Genomic DNA, 15,451 nt, shown 5'->3' with positions numbered 1-15,451 from the left:
CTGCACCATCGAGGGCCTCTTAAGCTTTCGTTGAGGGGACGGTTCCGGCCTCTGAAAGAGGCCGGCCGGGCCGACTGGCCCGGCGGCCCGAAGGGTCGCGCTGGGCCGACCAAACTCAAAAAAACCTCACACTCACTTCGTCGTCCCCGGCGCCGGTCTGGGGGACGGCGATGAACGGGATGCTCACCATGCCGTCGCCCTGGTCGTCGCGCCGCTGCGGGCTGCCGATCTGGGCGTTGTGGATGCAGATCTCGCACCGTTCGCCGGGCGCCGTACCGGCGATGCCGCGGATGCGCTTGTAGAGGCCCGCCCAGTCCCAGATGTTGAGGTCGGCCGCGGCCGGTTCCTCGACCAGCAGCTCGCCGGTGACGGCGTGGTCGACGACCTCGACGCTGTCGAGGCCGGTGCGCGACTTCGACCGCGCGTCGGCGCCGCCGCTGAGGGTCAGGGACTGGCCGACCGGCACCCAGGCGGCGGCGGACAGGTCGACCGGCTCGACCAGCACCTGGAAGCTGTCGGCATCCAGCACCGCGGGCTCGCGGATGGCGGAGAAGTCCGGGGTCCCGAGCGGGGTCGCGGACGCCCCCCGCCACAGGCCGGCGCCCCGGAAGGTCAGCAGCGGGTAGCCGCCGATGGCGAGATTGGCGCCCATCTGGAACCGGGCGCCCGGCGCCTCCATCAGGGTGCCGTCCAGGTTGTAGCGGATCGCCGCGCTGGCATGGTTGCGGTGGTCGCTGCTGGGCCAGTACGCGATCCCGGGCGGGATCAGCTCGATCGCCCAGGTGTCGCCGACGGCCCAGTCCGTGCCGACCGTCGGCGTGATCTCGGCGCCGCCCGGCAGGGCGATGGGCGTGGCGTCGGCGATCGCGACCCCGGCCGCCTCGTACGCGGCCTCGGCGGTCGCGCCCAGGCCGCAGGCCGGGGCGGCGATGGTGGCGACGGCGGTGCCCGACCCGCCGGCCGTCGTGCAGGTCACGGTCACCCGGCGGCGGTTGGCGCCGGTGAAGCCGGTGCCGACGGTGTAGCTCCAGGTCCCGGTCGGCGCGGCCACCGCGACCGGCGCCGCCGCCACGGTGGCGGTCCCGGTCAGCGCCACGCGGGACCATCCGCTGGCCAGGATCAGCGGATCGAAATGCGGCGGCACGGCCACGTCGCCCGAGCCGACCGCCTCGTGCGACCATGAGAACGGGACCCGCTTCTGGTAGCGTCCCTTGGGCCGGGCGCCGAGGTGTGGCTGGATGGTGTTGCGTTCGACCTCCTGGGCGTCCAGGCCCGGCAGATCGGCATCGACCACCAGCAGCGCCAGCCAGTCTGCCGGGGTCGGCGCGCCCTGGCCGTAGGCCGCCTCCAGGGCGGCCAGGATCTCGCGGGACCGCGTCTTGAGCGCCATGGTCAGCCCTCCTTCTTTTTACTTGTGCGCTCGACAACCTTCGGCCCAGCCGGCTGCGCCGGGTCGGGCCTCGGGTCGACCGCATGGTCCTGGCGCTCGGCAACCGTCGGCCCTGCGGCCCTCGGGTTGAGCGGATGGTCCTGGCGCTCGGCAACCGTCGGCCCTGCGGGCCTCGGGTTGAGCGGATGGTCCTGGCGCTCGGCAACCGTCGGCCCTGCGGGCCTCGGGCCGAGCGCGGGGCGCGGGGCCTCGCCCGCGCGGTCGCAAATGAACGTGCCAGCCTGGCGCATGGCCTCAGGCCCTCCGCTGTGTGGTGGTCTCGAAGTGGACGGTCAGGAACACGCCGCCCTCGCGGTCGCTGCTGGCGGCCCGCACCTGCTGGTCGGCGCCGCGGTAGCCCAGCGCCCGCCAGCCCTCCGCCGGCACCGCGCCGTCCAGGGCGGCGATGACGGCGGCGCCGAGGGCGTCCAGCGGCCGGTCGTCGGGGCCGCGCCGGCTCTCGGACGTCACCAGCACGACCGTCAGGACGGTGCTGATGATCGACCGGTGCACGGTGCGCGCGGCCTGATCGGCCGCCTCGGCGGTGGGCAGCACGAACGCGGCCGGCACCCGCGCCGGCAGGCGCCGCGCGGCGATCAGCGCGGCCAGGTCATTCGCGGTCTCGACCGCGGCCAGGTCGGGGGCGGCGGCCCACACCAGGGCGATGACGGGATCGACCAGCGCCGCCCCGATCATGACCAGGCTCCGGTCACCCAGTCGGCGACGATCTCGCCGGCCTGCTGGCGATCCTGGGCCGACAGACCCAGGTACGGGCGGGCCGGCATGGTGATGGTGTGGGCCGCGACCTGGTGATCCGTCGAGACGGCATTCCGGGCCGTGCGCTTGACGAAGCGCTCGCTCAGCGTGCCGTCCTTGTAGAGCCGGCGCGTGATCGTCTGGGTGCGCGCCTTGATCTTGATGGTGCCGCCGAGCTGGTGGATGCGGGCGTAGACCAGGTTCGTCCCCTGGCGCACGCTGTCGGCGTCGGCCGCATACGTCACGCTGTCGCGCAGGTGGCCGCGATCGACCAGGGTCTTGCCGTCCGTCATGATGGCACGGATTGACGGCGGCCAGTCCTCGCCGTCCGGGTCCACGCCCTCCTGAAAGCGGTGCAGCACCGACGTCCGCATCATGGCGCCGATGCTGTCCATCGCCCGCGTCATGTCGGCGGCGCGGCCGACGATGGCGTCGAGCCCGCGGGCGGCGATGTCGTCGCCGCTGACCTCGATGCTGATCCCGGCCATCAGAAGCCCCCCAGGGTGCCGGGGCCGAACAGGCGCGGCGGCATGTCCACGAGGGCGGCGCCGCCGGTCGGCGCGCCGCCGGCGTCCAGCGGCCGCTGGCCGGTCTTGCCGGCCACCACGTCGCGCAGGTAGCGCACGGCGTCGCCGTAGTCCCGGCCCTCGCGGCTCTCCGGCGGGGCATGCGTGGCCAGGCGATAGCGGGCGATGACGATGCACAGGGACCGCGCCAGGCCGGCCTCCAGGCTGTACCGTCCGCCCAGGTAGCCGTCGATCTCCTCCGTGGCGCGGGCCAGCGCATCGTCGAGCGCGGCCGTGTCCACGCCGCCGCCATCGGCGGGCGCGAGGTCCTCGGCCGCGTGGTCGCCGATCTGCGCGATCATCTCTGCGGCGGTGGCGTAGGATGTCATGGATCTGCCTTTCTATCGCCCCAGTTCGGCCTACGGCCTCGCGGGGCTCCGGCCCTTCGGGCCGCCGGCGCGGTCGCGCCGGAAACTGCGCTGCCAATCTCGGGTCGGCCGGGGCCTCGCAACCCCGGCCGCCCTGCCGGCGTCCGCCCGCCGGCGAGCCTACTCCCCGGACTCCGCCGGCCGGCGTCCTGTGCCGGCCGGGATCGACACCCGGGTTTCGCGCGGGATCACTTGGCCGGCTTTTCCTTCGCCGGCTTGGCCGGCGCGATGTCCTCGACCGTCAGTTCCGGTTCGGCCCGCAGTGCCGCGACCTCCGCGTCGGTCAGGTCGCCGTCGGGAACGGTCACCGGTTCGGCCGGCCAGGACCGGCCGGCGCGGCGGATGGGGTGGCGGGCGGTCACGCGGATGGGCATGGCTTCCCCTCACGCCAGCCAGGGCACGACAACGACCTGGACCAGACCCCGGTTCGGGTTGGTGGCACCGTTCGCCAGCCGCTCCACCCCGACAATCTCCTGCGCCGCCTCGCGCAGGCTGGGCGGCACCACCAGGTGCGTCGGCACGATGCCGAGCGGGCGGCCGTGATCGCCGGTGCGCCCCATCATGGCGGCGTAGGCCGCATTGAAGTTCGTGGCATCCAGATCGCCCTGGCTCGCGTAGGCGAGCTGCCAGAGCGAGAACCCGACGTTGAGCCGCGCGTCGGTGCCGTAGACGAAGTGGTCCGTCATGAACACGCGCTCGCTGTCCAGGTCGGTCAGCGAGCGGAACTGGTAGTCGCGGCGCTTCTGGAACAGCACCGGTTTGATCGCCCGATTGAGGGCCATCAGGTACCACGGCGTGCCAGCGCCGGCCTGAAGGTTCGACTGGCTCTCGATCGTGACGCCGTCCGCGCCGATGACCGGATGATCGGCATCGAAGAAATACTGCCCGTCATAGCACTTGGTGGTCAGGCCGGCCTTGAGAAGGCCGAACACCAGCTCGTTCGGATGGGCCGCCGTGCTCTCGCCCATCTCCTGGAACATCGGCCCGTAGACACCGAGGTTGTCGTCGTCGATGTCGTCGCGCGACACCTCGACCGTCAGCTCGAACTTACGGTTCCGGATCGTGTAGCCGTGCAGCGCCAGACCATGCAGCACGCGGTCGCCGATCCATTCGCGCATGCGCGGCATCTTGCCGAGCCAGCCGTACTCCTCCTTGGACGTCGTGCTGGTGACCTCGGTCACGAACGGCTTGTACTGCGGCTCGTGCATCCCGAGCCCGGTCTGGAAGTGCGTCTTGAAACCCGTGCCGAGCGCGGTCAGGGTCCCCTTGTTGATGATCATGATGTGTCGCCCTCCTAGACCTCGACCCAGACGCCCTGGGCGTCCACGTCGCGAATGGTGCCGCAGGCGCTGCGGGTGCCGGTGCCATCGGTCGCGGCGACGGTCTGGTCATCGACCGCATAGGCCGCCGCGCCGATGTGCGCGCGGGTGATCTCGTCGGCGCCGCTGGAATTGGCCCACCGGAAGCACCCGCGCTCGACGCGCACCGTGACGTCGCCGTCGGCACCGCCGCCGGTGACGGCCTCGGCGGCGCGGCCGCGCGGCGTGAGCCCGGTGGCGGTGGCGGCGGGCACGGCGTAGCCGTCGGCATCCAGCATCACCAGGGCGCCGGCATGGATGACGGCACCGGCGGCGACCGGGTCCGTGAAGGTCGTGACCGCGCGCCGGGGCGTGTCGCGATCGGCGGTGAGGGCGGCCATGGATCAGGCCTCCTTCGTCTGGGGCGCGCCGTCGCGCGTGGCGATGTACTGCGCCTCGGTGAGGCCAAGCTGGCGGCAGGTGGCGCGCTCCTCGTCCGTGAGCTGCCCGCCGGCGGCCTGCGCGGGCGGCGCTTTGCCGGTGAGGCCGTCGGCGACCACCTTCGGCGCCGCCTGGACGTAGGTCTCGAACGCCGCCAGGCCCTCGGCCGTCCTGCAGGTGGCGCGGTGATAGCCCTCGCTGGCCGGCGTGATCTTGCCGGCCTCCAGCGCACCCTTGATGGCCGCGTCCACCTTCTCCTGATGGCCGGTGGCCTCGACCTCGGCGAGCCTCGTCTCGGCGGCGGTGGCGCGCTGCAGCACCATGTCGTGGTCCGCGCGCGGGACGAAGCGTTCCAGCGGCGGCTGTTCGGCGGCGGCGGTGGCGCGGGTCACGTCCGCGCGCAGGCGGTCGATGGCGGCACACACGGCGCGCTCGTCGGCGCCGTCGGCCAGGCCGAGCGCGCGCGTCACGCTGGCCGGGATGACATCGGTCATGGGTCGGGGGTCCTCCTCTCGGGCCAGGGCTGGCATCTGGAAGTTCGGGAAATGCACGAGGCCACCGCCGACGATCCGCTTGATCCGTCGGGTCTGGCGCCCGAAGTCGAAAGCGGGGCTGAAGTAGCGGTAGGCCCGGCCGGCCACGTCCCGGGCGCCGTCGGCGGTCCATTCCACGCGGCCCCAGATGGAGCCGTCGTTCCGGCGCTCGACGTCCTGGATCCAGCCGGCCGCCGGTGTGCGCTCGCCGGCGCGGCCGCGCAGTTCCGAGGCGTGTTCCCAGTCGATCACCAGGTCGCGGCCCAGCGCGCGGGTCTCGGCCACCACGGCGTCGGGATCGGGATTGGTCCAGCGCCGGCCGTCGCGGGCGGACAGGTCCGCGCCCGCCGGGATCAGCATGATCCACTCGGGCGCCGCGCCGTCCGCGCCGGGCGCGGGCAGCTCCAGGCACAGGGCACGCCCCACCGCCTCGGGGCGGCTGGCGGTGACGGTCTCGTCGGTCTGGGCGGATGCGGCGGTCATGGCGCGACCATGCCGCAGGCCGCACGCCGATGCGCCCGGACGGATGTCCGGGGGCCGGGCGGTGCGGGGATCGCCGGATATGCGCCGGCGCCGACTGCCCGGAAGCCCTTCCGGGCCGCCCGGACCGGACCCGGAACCGGGATCTGGACCGACCGGGGCAGCATCGCGCCGCCCGGCGGCGGGGTCAATCCGGGCCGGCACGCGGCGGCCCGCGCCGTCCCGACGGGGGCGGACGTCACGATGGCGGTTCCGGCGCCATTAAACGGGGTATTAAACGGGTTCTCCGGCCGGCGCGGCCCGAGGGGCCATGCCGCGCTCTCGCGCGTCCTGGGGCGCCCTACGGGGCCGGTGCAATGCGGGTGGAGATATGCTATATTGGAGGCTGATCGCGAGAGCCGTGACAACCGGGAAATTCGCGGGTCCGGTTGGGCTAGGCTGCCAAGGCACAGTTCTCACGGGGAAGGTCGCGTACCCCCTCGGCTCTCGCGATCACCCTTCCAAGCTTCCATCCAGGACAGCATACCGACGTTCACCGTCGGGGGTGCGTTCGTCCAGGTTGTCGGAGCGCACCAGCCCGCCGGAGCGGATCGCGTTGAGCGTCACCTGCGCTCGGCCCTCTGGCGTCCGGACGTTGGTGCGCCAGTCGATCCGCACGATCAGCTTTCCGAGCCGATCCATGGCATCGCCTGTCGGCTCGAACACATACAGCAGCGCCGGGTCCGTATGGTCGTACAACACGGCCTGGGGGGTGGCGACGATATCCACGATGCGGCGCACATCCTCGACCGCCAGCGCCGCCCCGCGCGCCGCTTTCGCATCTCGGATCATGTGCCACACGATCCCGTCGTCCAGATGCAAGGCGACGGACGACGGATGGCGCCCCAGCGCGGCCAGCCGCTCCACCACCCGCTCGCTCATCCAGCCGACCACCCGGCGCTCGCCGCGCGCCTGCCCGCGCGCTGCTACATCGTCCACCCACCCCGCCACACTATCGGAGAGGGCTGCGCGGACTTGGCGCCCCGTGACGGCCGCCAGCGCCGCCGCGTCCGGCGGCAGGGTAGCCCAGCGCGCCGCCGCCTGGCGGGCCAGGGTCTCGGCCCGGGCCAGCCCGGCGTTCGAGTGCCAGCCCGGATCCACGCCCTCCGGCACCAGGGTGATCTCGCCGGTACGGTGGTTCAGGAACGGCCGCGCGTTCAGGGGCGGGACCTTGTCGTCGGGCGTCGGCGTGTAGCCGTAGCGCGCCAGGTCGCGCTCGGTCAGCACCATGACGGTGCAGCGGCAATGCCAGCCGTTGGGGGGATACAGCACCCGCCAAATGGGATCGTCCGCCGGCCGGACCAAGCCGTGCCAGCGGCGGTGGCGCTCGCGCGTGCGTTCGTCCAAAACCGCCACGTAGCGCAGGTACAGGGTCCGGCCGCGCGAGCGTTCCCGCTCCATGGCCCGCTCGATCCGGTCCCAGTGGCCCGCCGCCCGCGCAGAGCGCATGTTGGCGTCGTAGATGGTGCGCAGGCGCCGCGGCGAGCCGAGCTGCACCGTCCGGGTCTCGCCGGTCAGGGGATCGGTGCTCTCCTGGCGGCCCCACCAGCCGGCCGCCTGGAGGCGCGGGGTCAGGTCCTTCGCCCACGTCTCGTAGGTCTGGCCCTCGGCCAGGGCGGTCACCAGACTGCGGTGGGTGTCGGCCAGCAGATCGGCCTGCATCATCTTGGCGACCGTGAACTCGTGAGCGTGCTCCTCGCCCCAGACATCGAGCCAGGACCATCCCGGCCGCAGGCCCTTGGCCTCCAGGAACTCCAACGCCTCGCGCGGTGGCAGGCCGGGCAGCGGATCGTCAGCCATCGCCGTCCCCGCCGTCCCCCCTGTCCTGGGCCTCCAGGACGCCCACGGCACGGCCGGCGGCAGTGGCCGTGGTCAGGGCATCGACCAGCGCCGACAGGTCCATGCGATCCGCGACCTGAGGCAGGAGTGCCAGCGCCTCCTCGAAGCTGGATGCCCCGCGCAGGGCCTCGACCAGCGGATCCACCACCGGCGCCATCGCCGGTTCCCAATCGTCCAGCAGATCGTCGCGCAGGTCGTCGATCGGGTCGGGGTCGTCGGCGCTTTGTCGCGCCGTCGCGCGTGCCGTCGCCTGGCCGACCGGCAAACCGTCCTCGTCCCCGGGCGCCGGCGCCGGCCCCAGCGCCGCACCGGGCGGGTGCAGCAGCGCCTCGTCCGGATCGGGATCGGGCAGCCCGAGCTTGTCCCGCACGGTGCTCATGCCGACCGTCATACCCCGGTCGACCAGATCGCAAACCATGCCGACCCACTGCCGGGTGTCGTCCATGTCCGGCACCAGCAGCCGGATGGTGGGATACAGCCCGTGGTTCGGGCGCCCGAAGTTCAGGTCGATGAACGGGGCGACCAGGTCCCGTTGCAGGGTCTCGCTGATATCGCCGGCGTCGGCCTCCAGGATGTCCAGCCGCACCTCGTTGTGCACCCGGGCCTGCGCGAGCGAGCTGCCATCGTCGGCGGTCATGGTCTGGCCCAGGATCACCTTCGAGACCTGGGCGTCCCAGTACTCCGCCAGCCGCTGGAACACGTCCGGGCCGACGGCGCCCTTGGCGGCGTCGATGAACTGGATGTCCATGTCGCGCGGCAGGATGGCGGCGGCCTGTCGGCCGATCATCGTGACGGCCTGGCGCAGGATGGCGCGGTCCTCGGGGGAGTGCGCCTGATCGAAGCGGCCGAGCCGGATCGGCATGCCGTAAATCTCGCCGAACGCCGCCCAGTCCTGGAGACTGAACGACTTGAACATGAAGGCCCAGACGCCCAGCATCGCCAGCCCGCCGGCGATGGGCAGGCCGGTGATCAGGTCGGGCACATGGATCAGGAACTTGTGCGGGGGGAGCGGCGCGCCGTCCGGCGTGCCGTCACGCAACCGGATCTCCTGTCCGGTGACGCGATCGAGATGGAAGAACGTTGGATCCCGCCACTCGAAGCGCGGCATCCAGGGGGCGCCAGTCGTGTCCCAGACCAGTTCGACCACCGAATACCCACGCGCCAAGCCGTCCAGAAGATGACCGATCATCCGCCGGGTACCCGGCCGCGCCACCAGATTGCGCACGGCATCGGCCCGCTGCACGTCGGCGGGATCGTCCGTGGCCGCCTCCACCATGATCTGGAGGCTTTTGACCTGGAGCTTCCGCGTCCCGAGTTGGGCGCGGTAATGCAGTTCCAGGCGTTCGATCTCACCGGCGAGAACGAGGTATTCGTGGGTGTCGCCCTCCATGGCGGCGCGCAGGATGCGCGCCAGTCGCGCCGGGGTCAGGCCGGCGGCGTAGCTGTCGTGCCAGACGGTGCGGGTGCCCACCAACTCGGGGGCGGCGATCTCGCGCGTCAGGGTAGCGGGGGCACGTTTCAGCGGCCGCACGGGCGCGCGGCTGGGCGTCGGCTTTCTCATGCCAGAATTCCCGTGCGGGCGCGGCGGCCGATACCCCGGCCGCCGCGCATGTCGTCGTCATCGTCATCGTCGGCATCGCGGGCCGGGTTCCACGGCGGCGGCACGACGGGCTCATAGCTGTACGGCACATACGGCGCGTCATGCGCCGCCGCGATGGCCAGGAACAGCGCCCAGGCGCGGTCGGCGTGGCCGCTGGCGTCGCGGCCGGCGACCAGGCGCGGGGCGCCGGTGGGACCGGCCACCCGCTTGATCTTGCGGATGTCCGCCATCAGGCCGGGATCGTCGGGAATGCGGATCAGGCCCTGCTCAAACGCATCCTTGGCGGCGCTGGCGACCGACAGGCGCCGGTCGCCGGTCATCAGCACGCCCTCGACGCGGCTGCCGTGGGCGCGGATCATCTCCTCCACCGGCATCTCGCCCATGCCGGTCTGATCGGCGGCCAGCTTGATGATCCGGTACTCCGTCATCAGCCCGGCCACGGTGGCGAGCTGGTCGCGAAACGGCGTGTCCTGCAGCACGATCTCGGCGCGCAGCCACAGCACCGACGCCACCCGCTCGACCACCGTCCCTACCCACCGGTCGGCGCGCCGGGCGATATCCACCCCGCCATAGGCCAGCCCGCCGCCGTACAGGTCCGGCCGGCCGGCGTCCGGGTGGGCGGCCGCCGCGATGTAGGCGCCGGCGATCCAGCTCCCGCCGGCCGACGAGGGCACACAGAACAGCTCCTCGTCGGCACCCTCGCCGTACTGGCGCACCAGGCCGTCGCGCCACGCGGCCTCGGCCTCCGGGCTCCAGGCGCGGCCGGAGACCAGGCAGATGCGCCGGTACAGACCATCGGCCAGGGCATCGTCGAGCGTCACCCGGACCAGGCCATAGTCCTTCTGGCCGGCCTTCACCTCCTGGATGAGCTGGTTGAAGGGGTTGTCCACGCCGTCATGCGTCGACACCACCACCACCTTGCCGCCCCACATCAGTAGCGCCAGCGCGGCTTTCAGGACCTCGCTCATGGTGTCGTGGAATGCGGCCTCGTCGAGGATCACGAGACCCTGGCGGCCGCGCAGCCCGCGCGGGCTGGACGACAGCGCGACGATTTCGAAGCCGGAGGCGAACGAGATCCGGAACGCCAGAATGTCCTTTGAGCCGTCGTTAAAAATCGTTTCCTCGACCGCGCTCGCGGCGTGATCGAACATCCCGGCCCAGCCCGCGCACACGTCGATGAACTCGCGCGTCATCTCCTTTTCGTAGGCCAGATAGTAGACATTCTGTCCGGCCGCCGACTTTCGAGCGGCGGCCGTGAACACCGCCAGGGCTGCCAGACCCCAGGTCAGGCCGATACGGCGGGACTTTTCGATCACCGTGACCGCGTGCGCCGACACGGTGTTCAGGCATCGCTGCTGGTAGGGCAGCAGGAGCGGCGTATCGCCCAGCCGATCCAGCAGGTCCGTGTCGGGAATGGCGACCATCAGCCGCCCATCCCCAGGAAGTCGGCCTTCAGGCGCGCGATGGTCTCCGCCGACAGGCCGGCGGACGGGCCGGCCTTCTCGACCATCTCGCCGGCCTTCGCGGCCGCCATCTCGGCGGCGAGCTTACGGGCGCGGACCTCGACCTTCTGCTCAAAATCCTGGTCGTACCTGGCGGCCTTGGCGAGTTCGGCCAGGCCCTTGCCGAGCATCATGACGTCCTTGGGGTCGAGCCCTCCCTCCCCGGTGTCCGCCCGGGTCAGGAAGTCCAGGACCAGGGAGCGGCTCGTCTCGACCAGCAGCCGCCCCTGGCGGCCCTGCGTCGCGGCCTCGCCCAGCTCGGCGGCCAGGCCGTCGGTGATGGCGCGGGTCTCGCGCAGGCGGGCGGCGAGCGCGGCCTGGCGCTGGGACGCGCGGCCGACAGCGGATCGGCTAATGTCATAGCCGTGCGCCTCCAGCCAGTCGGTCAGCTCGTCGATCGTGAGGCAGCCGGACCCGAGGAGGCGCCGGAACTCGGCCCGATCGTCCGGTGACAGCTCCGTGTCGATGCGGGACTTGCGGCCCATTGGATCACCGCACGTCCTGGGGGTGGGCGACGCCGGGCAGGACGGTCTGGGCGCGGACCACCTCTGCCCCCAGCGGCGTCAGACGGGCCACCCAGTACTGGCCCAGGTCCTCGATCTCGACACAGCGCGCGTCGCGCAGCCAGGACAGCAGAATGCGCACGCGGTCGATACCGAGCCGATGCCCCCGAAAGTCCAGCGCCGTGCGCGCCATGCCGTCGTTCATCTCGCGCGCCGGGGTGTCCATCAGCGCCCGCAGGATCAGCAGGCGCTGTTCCTGTGCGGCCACCTCTTTCGCGTCTTTCGCGTCGATCATTCCGCGCCCTCCCGATAGTGCGTGCGGTCCAGCAACTCCAGCTTGCGCAGAACCACCTCCATGGTGCCGGCCACGCCGGCGACCTGGGCCTGCACGGCGTGGGTCAGGTCGTTGCCCTTGCTGATCCGGTCGTGGATGAGCTGGAGGTCCGCGTGCGACGGCACGCCCTTGAGAGCCTCCTCCACCCGCACGATCCGCACCGCGTGGCCGTCCACCCGGTCATCCAGAGCGACGATGCGCCGGTGGTTGTCGGTGCCCTGTTGGCGCACGCCCAGCCAGATCAGGGTCGCCACGGTCCCGATTTTCCAGGCGATATCCACCCATGTGCTGATCGCGACCCAGTCCACGTCACACCCCCGTGCGGTGGCGGCGCGCCTGGCGCACCTCGTGGGCGGCCTGGCACGCCGCGCAGCGGGTGGAGCCGGGCCGCGCCTGACGCCGCGCCGGCGGGATCGGCTGGCCGCATCCGGCGCAGGCGGTCGCCGGCGTGGCGGCGGTCGGGCGCGGTCGGGCGCGCGCCTGGGCCGCGCGGTGGCGGGCCAGCAGGGTCTCGCGCTCGGCCTCGACCCGGTCGGTCACGATGTCGATCAGGTCAGCCATCGGTACTCGCATCCGCCAGCGCCCGGGCGTAGTGATCGACGTCGTGATGGGCCAGCGGCCACACCCCGCGCGGGCCGCGCGACAGGGTCAGGGGCGGCGCCGGCAGCCGGATCACCGGCGCCGGGTGGCACAAGCCGGGGATCGGCGGCCACAGCGGCGCCGGGTCGCCCTCCACCACGTAGCGGCGGACGGGGCAGCCGATGGCGGCGGCGGCCTCGGCGTCGAGGGCCTTCGGCGCCCCAAAGGTCACCGCCGCTCGCACGCCCCAGCGGCCCAGGCCGGCGGTCTCGCGCCACCAAAGGCGCGCGGCCAGCAATGTGGCCAGCGCCCCGCCCATGCTGTGCCCGGCCAGCGCCACGAGGTGCCCGCTGTCCTCAATGGCAGTAGCCACCCGATCCAGGATGCGGTCGAGCTGGCGCAGATAGCCGGTATGCGCTCGGCCGGGACCGGCCCAGGGGCTGGGCACCCCGACATTCGCGAGCACGTCGCGCCATTGGAAATGTGCCACCTCGGTCCCGCGCAGCACGCACGCCACGCGCCCGCGATCATAATCGTCGACCAACGCGGCCTCCGACCCGCCCCACGCGATCCACTGGCGCACCTCGCACCCGAGCGCCCGGATCGCCGCCTCGCGCGCCGTGCGGTCGCGCTCGTAGACGGCCGAGCACAGGCCGGCGAGGACGGCATCGCCGGCGACAAGGGCGGGGGTCACGGCCCTGCCTCCGGCGCGCCGCCGGGCTCGGCGGGTGGGGTTCCCGCCGCCCAGGTGTCGGGGCAGGCGAACAGGGGACGACCGCCGGTGAGCGCGTCGCGGGCCAGGACCTTGCCGGTCTCCGAGACCCCGGCGCAGTACAGCGTGGCGGCGCCCATCACGGCGCCCGGGATGGCGGCCGGGAGGCAGCCGGACATCGTGAGCGCGAGGCCGGCGGCGACGGTCAGGATGCGGATCGGGCGCATGGTCAGCTCTCCATGGATCGGACGACGACGCCGACGGGGCCGCACCACCAGATCGCCTCGCCGGGGGCGTCGCCGGCGGTCCAGCCGAGGCGCCAGTGCCAGGGGCGCCAGCACACGGCGATGTTGGTGATGCGCATGTCAGCCTCCCAGCCAAACGAGGTTGCGGTCCCCGTGGACCGTGACGGTCTGGGCGCGCGGCGCCCACGCGAGCACCACGGCCAGCGCCACCACCGCCACCAGGATCATGAGCGGGCGCATCAATCCTCCTCCGGCCAGAAGGCGGCGCGGCGCATCCAGCCGGTCTCGAAGACCCGGAACGCCGACCGCATGCGGACCAGCCCGGCGTAGTAGCCGGCCTGGAGGCCGCACAGGGCGAGGCGCAGGTGCGCGGTGGGGATGCTGTCGAGGGCGGCGGCGGTGCGCGGCCCCAGCAGGCCGTCGACGGCGACGGCATGGCCGCACAGGCCGCAGGCGCGCTGGGCCAGGGCGACGGCCCGGCCGGCGCCCATGTTCACCGCCATGTCCATGATCTTGATGGCGGGCGCCGCCTGGTGGATCAGGCCGAGGCGGTGGCGCTCCCACCAGTGCTGCCGGTAGTAGCGGGCCGCGTCCTCGGGCGTCAGCGCGCGGACGTCGGCCGCGTCCACGTCGCCGTCGCCGTCCAGGTCCCAGTCGGGCGCGCCGTCGCCGTCCAGGTCGCCCTGGGCGCGCAGGGTGCGGAGCGACATGCCGTACTTGGTGGCCCCGCCGGGGTCGGCGGCATGGTCCACATAGCCGCCCTCATGGCGCAGCAGGTAATGCAGCGCCTCGGGGAAATGGTCGTGGGGCTGGATGGCGGACACGGCGGGACCTCCCCTCGCCAGATGGAGCGTGGGGAGAGCATGCCGGTCCGGCGCGCGCGGCGCGCCCGGACGCATGTCCGGTCAGGTCTCGTCAGGAGGGGAAAACAGGTCGAGCTGGTGCGGGTCGGCCCGGCCCATGGCGGCCAGCAGGCGGCGCACATGGCGCTGGTTGAGGCCGAGGGCGAGGGCGATGGACCCCAGCGTCTCGCCGCTGTCATACAGCCGCCGGATCATGGCGCGCCGGTGCGCCTGGCGGCAAGAGGGCACCGCGATCCGCTCGCGCGGCCGGGCCGCGATCAGGGCGCGGGCATGCGCCTCGCCCAGCGCCCGGACCAGAGCATGGTCGGGGTCGAAGCGGGCCGGCACATAGACGTCGACGCCGCCGCGCACGGCCACCAGCCGAGCGGCCGCCGCCTCGCCGATGTCCTCCACCAGGTCGAGGTAGGCGCGCGGCAGCGTCATCCGGCCTCCCCGTCATCGGCCGCCGCGTCGTCGGCCGCCGCGCGGTCGAGGCGGGCGATCCACTTCTTCAGCGCCTCGACCAGCTTGCGAAGGCTGGTGTCGTCCAGCAGGTCCGGATCCAGCAGCACGTCCGCGCCGGGCTGGAGCTGGCGGGCGCACCACGCGCGCAGGGCCTGGCGCCGGTCGGCGGCGGAGGCGGCATGCGCGATGGCGCCGCGCCGGCACAGCTCGCCCCACTGCGCGTGCACCTTGCGCGCCAGCGGGTTCGCGGCCGGCTTGAAGCCGCGCCGGCCCCCGGCCTGGCGCGGCCGGCCGCCGCGCAGGCGGTCGTACTCCGCCAGGACCGCGCCGAGCTGGGCGTCGGTCATGTCGCGGGCGGAGCGCCGGCCGGTGACCCGCGCCATCAGGTCGCGCCGGGCCTCGTCGTCCAGGCCCAGCGCGCGGGCGCCGGCATGAAGGGCCTTGAGGCGTGCGGCGCGGTCGGTCATGACAGGCGCTCCGACCGTGAGGTATGATGTGTCCCCACTCGCAGAGGTCGCGAAAGATGAACCCGGAAGCCTTCACTGTGACATACGACGGTGACGCTTTGCGCGACGGGTCGATGACCGTGCGCGACCTCGCCGGGGCGCCAGAGTGATGCGCTCACGGCTCGGCCCTCCCCTCGACGCGCACCACATGGGTGGCGGTGATGGCCACCGTGTCGCCCGTCTGGGCGCGACAGCGCCAGACCAGGCGCACGCTCACCCGGCCGTCCTGGCGCAGGTATGGCCGCAGGGTGGGCGCCAGGGTGAAGCCGTCGGCGGTCAGCGTCTCGTGAAGCCTCGGGTCGAGCGCCAGCGCCAGCGGCGCCGCGTCGTGCGGCGGCAGGTGGCGGCCGGGCCGGGGTCGGCGGCGGCGGCTCATGACGCGGTGTCCTCGCGACCGGTCCAGTACCGGCAGGC

At 72.8% G+C, this 15,451-nt stretch carries 22 protein-coding genes; all 22 read right to left on the bottom strand.

The window, feature by feature from the left end:
• Positions 1–115: 115 nt before the first annotated feature.
• Positions 116–1,390 (bottom strand): hypothetical protein, encoded by a 1,275-nt coding sequence (locus GGD88_RS17515; RefSeq protein WP_184437898.1) that lies wholly within the window; start codon positions 1,388–1,390, stop codon positions 116–118.
• Between the two features lie 294 nt (positions 1,391–1,684).
• On the bottom strand, positions 1,685–2,125 hold the full coding sequence (locus tag GGD88_RS17510) for a phage tail terminator protein (RefSeq protein WP_184437896.1): 441 nt from the start codon (positions 2,123–2,125) through the stop codon (positions 1,685–1,687).
• Positions 2,122–2,673, bottom strand: a complete 552-nt coding sequence (locus GGD88_RS17505) for a phage virion morphogenesis protein (RefSeq protein WP_184437894.1) — start codon at positions 2,671–2,673, stop codon at positions 2,122–2,124. The genes GGD88_RS17510 and GGD88_RS17505 overlap by 4 nt, the downstream gene beginning before the upstream one ends.
• On the bottom strand, positions 2,673–3,080 hold the full coding sequence (locus tag GGD88_RS17500; RefSeq protein ID WP_184437892.1) for a phage protein Gp36 family protein: 408 nt from the start codon (positions 3,078–3,080) through the stop codon (positions 2,673–2,675). The genes GGD88_RS17505 and GGD88_RS17500 overlap by 1 nt, the downstream gene beginning before the upstream one ends.
• Before the next feature lie 227 nt (positions 3,081–3,307).
• Positions 3,308–3,493: an HI1506-related protein gene (locus GGD88_RS17495; protein WP_184437890.1), complete on the bottom strand. Its 186-nt coding sequence runs from the start codon at positions 3,491–3,493 to the stop codon at positions 3,308–3,310.
• Positions 3,494–3,502: 9 nt separating this feature from the next.
• Positions 3,503–4,399, bottom strand: a complete 897-nt coding sequence (locus tag GGD88_RS17490) for a Mu-like prophage major head subunit gpT family protein (RefSeq protein ID WP_184437888.1) — start codon at positions 4,397–4,399, stop codon at positions 3,503–3,505.
• 14 nt (positions 4,400–4,413) lie between these two features.
• Positions 4,414–4,818, bottom strand: coding sequence for a hypothetical protein (locus GGD88_RS17485; protein WP_184437886.1), 405 nt, complete (start codon positions 4,816–4,818; stop codon positions 4,414–4,416).
• Between the two features lie 3 nt (positions 4,819–4,821).
• Entirely contained in the window at positions 4,822–5,874 is a 1,053-nt protein-coding gene (locus GGD88_RS17480) for a phage protease (protein ID WP_184437884.1), read from the bottom strand.
• A 489-nt stretch (positions 5,875–6,363) separates the two neighbouring features.
• Entirely contained in the window at positions 6,364–7,710 is a 1,347-nt protein-coding gene (locus GGD88_RS17475) for a phage head morphogenesis protein (RefSeq protein WP_184437882.1), read from the bottom strand.
• Positions 7,703–9,310 carry a DUF935 domain-containing protein gene (locus GGD88_RS17470; RefSeq protein ID WP_184437880.1) on the bottom strand — a complete coding sequence of 536 codons (1,608 nt, stop codon included), beginning with the start codon at positions 9,308–9,310 and terminating at the stop codon, positions 7,703–7,705. Before GGD88_RS17470 ends, GGD88_RS17475 begins: the two co-directional genes overlap by 8 nt.
• A complete protein-coding gene (locus GGD88_RS17465) occupies positions 9,307–10,773 on the bottom strand; it encodes a phage terminase large subunit family protein (RefSeq protein WP_184437878.1) in 1,467 nt (488 codons plus the stop codon). Before GGD88_RS17465 ends, GGD88_RS17470 begins: the two co-directional genes overlap by 4 nt.
• A complete protein-coding gene (locus tag GGD88_RS17460; RefSeq protein WP_184437876.1) occupies positions 10,773–11,336 on the bottom strand; it encodes a phage protein Gp27 family protein in 564 nt (187 codons plus the stop codon). The genes GGD88_RS17465 and GGD88_RS17460 overlap by 1 nt, the downstream gene beginning before the upstream one ends.
• A gap of 4 nt (positions 11,337–11,340) precedes the next feature.
• Positions 11,341–11,649 (bottom strand): VpaChn25_0724 family phage protein, encoded by a 309-nt coding sequence (locus tag GGD88_RS17455; protein WP_184437874.1) that lies wholly within the window; start codon positions 11,647–11,649, stop codon positions 11,341–11,343.
• Positions 11,646–11,996, bottom strand: a complete 351-nt coding sequence (locus GGD88_RS17450; RefSeq protein ID WP_184437872.1) for a hypothetical protein — start codon at positions 11,994–11,996, stop codon at positions 11,646–11,648. The genes GGD88_RS17455 and GGD88_RS17450 overlap by 4 nt, the downstream gene beginning before the upstream one ends.
• Position 11,997: 1 nt before the next feature.
• Positions 11,998–12,249 (bottom strand): TraR/DksA C4-type zinc finger protein, encoded by a 252-nt coding sequence (locus tag GGD88_RS17445; protein WP_184437870.1) that lies wholly within the window; start codon positions 12,247–12,249, stop codon positions 11,998–12,000.
• Positions 12,242–12,961, bottom strand: coding sequence for a lipase family protein (locus tag GGD88_RS17440; protein WP_184437868.1), 720 nt, complete (start codon positions 12,959–12,961; stop codon positions 12,242–12,244). The genes GGD88_RS17445 and GGD88_RS17440 overlap by 8 nt, the downstream gene beginning before the upstream one ends.
• Positions 12,958–13,206 (bottom strand): hypothetical protein, encoded by a 249-nt coding sequence (locus tag GGD88_RS17435; protein WP_184437866.1) that lies wholly within the window; start codon positions 13,204–13,206, stop codon positions 12,958–12,960. Before GGD88_RS17435 ends, GGD88_RS17440 begins: the two co-directional genes overlap by 4 nt.
• Positions 13,207–13,208: 2 nt before the next feature.
• The gene (locus GGD88_RS19220; protein WP_281392978.1) at positions 13,209–13,343 is read right to left on the bottom strand and encodes a hypothetical protein; all 135 of its coding nucleotides are present in this window, start codon (positions 13,341–13,343) and stop codon (positions 13,209–13,211) included.
• Between the two features lie 120 nt (positions 13,344–13,463).
• Positions 13,464–14,048, bottom strand: coding sequence for a glycosyl hydrolase 108 family protein (locus tag GGD88_RS17430; RefSeq protein WP_184437864.1), 585 nt, complete (start codon positions 14,046–14,048; stop codon positions 13,464–13,466).
• Between the two features lie 81 nt (positions 14,049–14,129).
• Entirely contained in the window at positions 14,130–14,510 is a 381-nt protein-coding gene (locus GGD88_RS17425) for a hypothetical protein (protein WP_184437862.1), read from the bottom strand.
• Positions 14,507–14,998: a phage protein GemA/Gp16 family protein gene (locus GGD88_RS17420; RefSeq protein WP_184437860.1), complete on the bottom strand. Its 492-nt coding sequence runs from the start codon at positions 14,996–14,998 to the stop codon at positions 14,507–14,509. The genes GGD88_RS17425 and GGD88_RS17420 overlap by 4 nt, the downstream gene beginning before the upstream one ends.
• 154 nt (positions 14,999–15,152) lie before the next feature.
• Positions 15,153–15,451: hypothetical protein (locus GGD88_RS17415; RefSeq protein ID WP_221237212.1), on the bottom strand; the 299-nt coding region annotated here is incomplete at its 5' end.

Origin of the sequence: Roseospira goensis (assembly GCF_014197795.1) — a bacterium.
GTDB lineage: Bacteria > Pseudomonadota > Alphaproteobacteria > Rhodospirillales > Rhodospirillaceae > Rhodospira > Rhodospira goensis.
This window is presented reverse-complemented; position numbering and strand designations above follow the sequence as displayed.